Annotated in this window: 2 protein-coding genes; both read right to left on the bottom strand. The window is 35.3% G+C overall.

Going from position 1 to position 2,578, the window contains the following annotated elements:
- Window positions 1–186 precede the first annotated feature (186 nt).
- Window positions 187–1,539: a nucleobase:cation symporter-2 family protein gene (locus VJ881_10805; protein HKL76541.1), complete on the bottom strand. Its 1,353-nt coding sequence runs from the start codon at window positions 1,537–1,539 to the stop codon at window positions 187–189.
- A gap of 81 nt (window positions 1,540–1,620) precedes the next feature.
- Window positions 1,621–2,578, bottom strand: a 958-nt coding sequence (gene thrC, locus VJ881_10800) for a threonine synthase (protein ID HKL76540.1), incomplete at its 5' end; no start/stop codon positions are given.

The following is a 2,578-nucleotide window of genomic DNA, read 5'->3' as shown; positions in this document are numbered from 1 at the left end:
TTCTATCAAAATACAAATCAGCTCCAAATTTAGCCTTGCCTGTTACTTTATCATAGGCATCTACTCTTTTTTTGGATTTATTTACTGACTTATGGCCCATATATTTACACCTCCATAATATTTAAAACTTTAAATTAAAATAATATTCTATTTACATTTTATGTTAAATTTATATTTTTATCAAATTTAATCACAATATTTTTCTCCTTCATCTCTTGGTAATAAAAGGTTGAGTAAAAAGGAAACAACTGCTCCAACTAAAATACCTGAAGAAAGTAAAGTCGATAACCATTCAGGCAATTGTGATACTGCTGATGGTTTCATAATAACTCCCAGGCCTAAAGCAAGAGAAATTGATAATATAAATACCTTTCGATCGGTTAATCCGCCTTTGATTGCTATTTTCATTCCGGAAGTAGCTACCATTCCAAATAAGGCTATTGTAGCTCCTCCTAAAACAGGAGAGGGCATAACTGTTATTAAAGCTCCTATTTTTGGGAAAAGACCTAAGAGGATTAAAATCCCGGCAACTGCATATCCAACTACTCTACTCCCTATTTTGGTCATTTGAATTACTCCTGTATTTTGACTAAACGTACTATTAGGCATTGAATTAAAAATTGCTGCAAGAGCACTACCAACTGCATCAGCTAACATTCCTCCACTTAACCTTTCAGCATGGAGTTCCCCTTCTACTGGTTCACCTGAGTTTTCAGCAATAGCAGTTAAATCTCCTATTGTTTCAACTGAAGTAATTAAATAAGCCAAAATCCAGGGTAAAAGATGTTTCCAGCTAAATGACATCCCAAATTTAAAGGGAACAGGAACAGTAAACCAGCCAGCATTAGCTACTTCTGAAAAATTTACTAAACCTAAAAATATTGAAATTATGTAACCAGCTACGAGCCCAATTGCAATAGCTCCTGCTTTTATTAAACCTTTTCCAAATCTATTGGCAATTATGATAACTATAAGTACAAAACTACCTAAGATAAGATTTTGAGGACTACCAAAGTTCTCAGCTCCATTACCTCCTGCTAAATCTGTTAAACCTACTTCTACAAGACTTAAACCAATAAGCATAACTACAGCTCCACTGACTATTGGTGGGAAAAATTTTCGAGCTTTTTTGAGAAAACGACTAAAAATCATTTCAACAGGTGAAGTTGCTAAAGCCATTCCCAAAATAAGAGCCAGACCGCCATCATTACCGGCAGCTATAGCCATCGGAACAAAATTAAAGCTTGTTCCCTGAACTCCTAACAGACCAGATCCAACTGGACCAATTTTTCTACATTGAATAAAGGTTGTGATTCCAGAAACAATTAAAGCCATACTTACAAAAAAACCTGTTTGATCAGCATTAAGACCAACTGCTCCAGCAATAATCAATGGAGGAGTAATTATACCTACAAACATTGCTAGCATATGTTGAAACCCTAATAAAATAGTTTCTCCAACAGGTGGTTTTTCTTCCAGACTATAATAGGTTTCAATTTCTAATTCTTCATTAGCTAAATTTTCTTCAGAATCAGCCATTATATTCAACTCCCTTTAGTTATATAATTTATTTTCATGAGGCAAAAGGAGGACTAAAATTTAATAGTCCTCCCATATTAATTATTTAATTAAATTATTCTCATCAAAAATATTTGTTAACTTATCTAAATTTGCTTCAACTTTAAGGGGATTACCGGCTGCTTTAATGGCATTTTTAACATCTTTCAAACCATTACCAGTTATTACATTTACTACCTTTTCTTCAGGAGATATTTCTCCTTTTTTGACCATTTTTTTCAATCCTGCCAATCCAGCAACTCCAGCCGGTTCTCCAAAAACACCAGTTGTTCTTCCCAGAACTTTCATCATCTCTAAAATTTCATCATCTGAAACATTTATCATATCTCCTTTTGAAGCTTTGATACCATCTATTGCTTTTTTGTAATTACGAGGTTTACCAACAGCAATACTATCAGCTAGAGTATTTTCACCTGTTACTTCTAGATCTTTACCTGATCTAAATGCTTCAGTAATAGGAGCACAACCTTCGGCCTGTACACCTAAAAGTTTAGGAACTTTATCAATAAAACCAATTTGTTTTAGGTCATAAAGACCTTTCCAGGCCCCAGCAATTGTACAACCATCACCTACTGAAAATACTACCCAGTCCGGCATATCCCAGTTTAATTGTTCAGCCATTTCTATAGCTGCCGTCTTTTTTCCTTCAACCATATAGGGATTTATAGCCGCATTCCTGTTATACCAACCCCATTTATCAATTGCTTTCTCGGAGAGATAAAATGCTTCTTCATAACTACCCTGAACTGATATTACTTCTGCCCCATAAATCAAAAGTTGAGTAACTTTACCTTCAGGTGCTCTCTTAGGAACAAAAATAACAGCTCTCATGTCTCCAGGCATTGAAGCTATGTTTCCTGCCAGAGAAGAAGCAGCATTACCAGTAGAGGAACAGGCGACTGTTTTTGCCCCTGCCTCATCCGCCTTTACTGCTGCCATAGCAGAAGCCCTATCTTTTAAAGAACCAGTAGGGTTTAGGCCATCATCTTTTATATATATA

It is taken from the genome of Halanaerobiales bacterium, from assembly GCA_035270125.1.
GTDB lineage: Bacteria > Bacillota > Halanaerobiia > Halanaerobiales > DATFIM01 > DATFIM01.
This window is presented reverse-complemented; position numbering and strand designations above follow the sequence as displayed.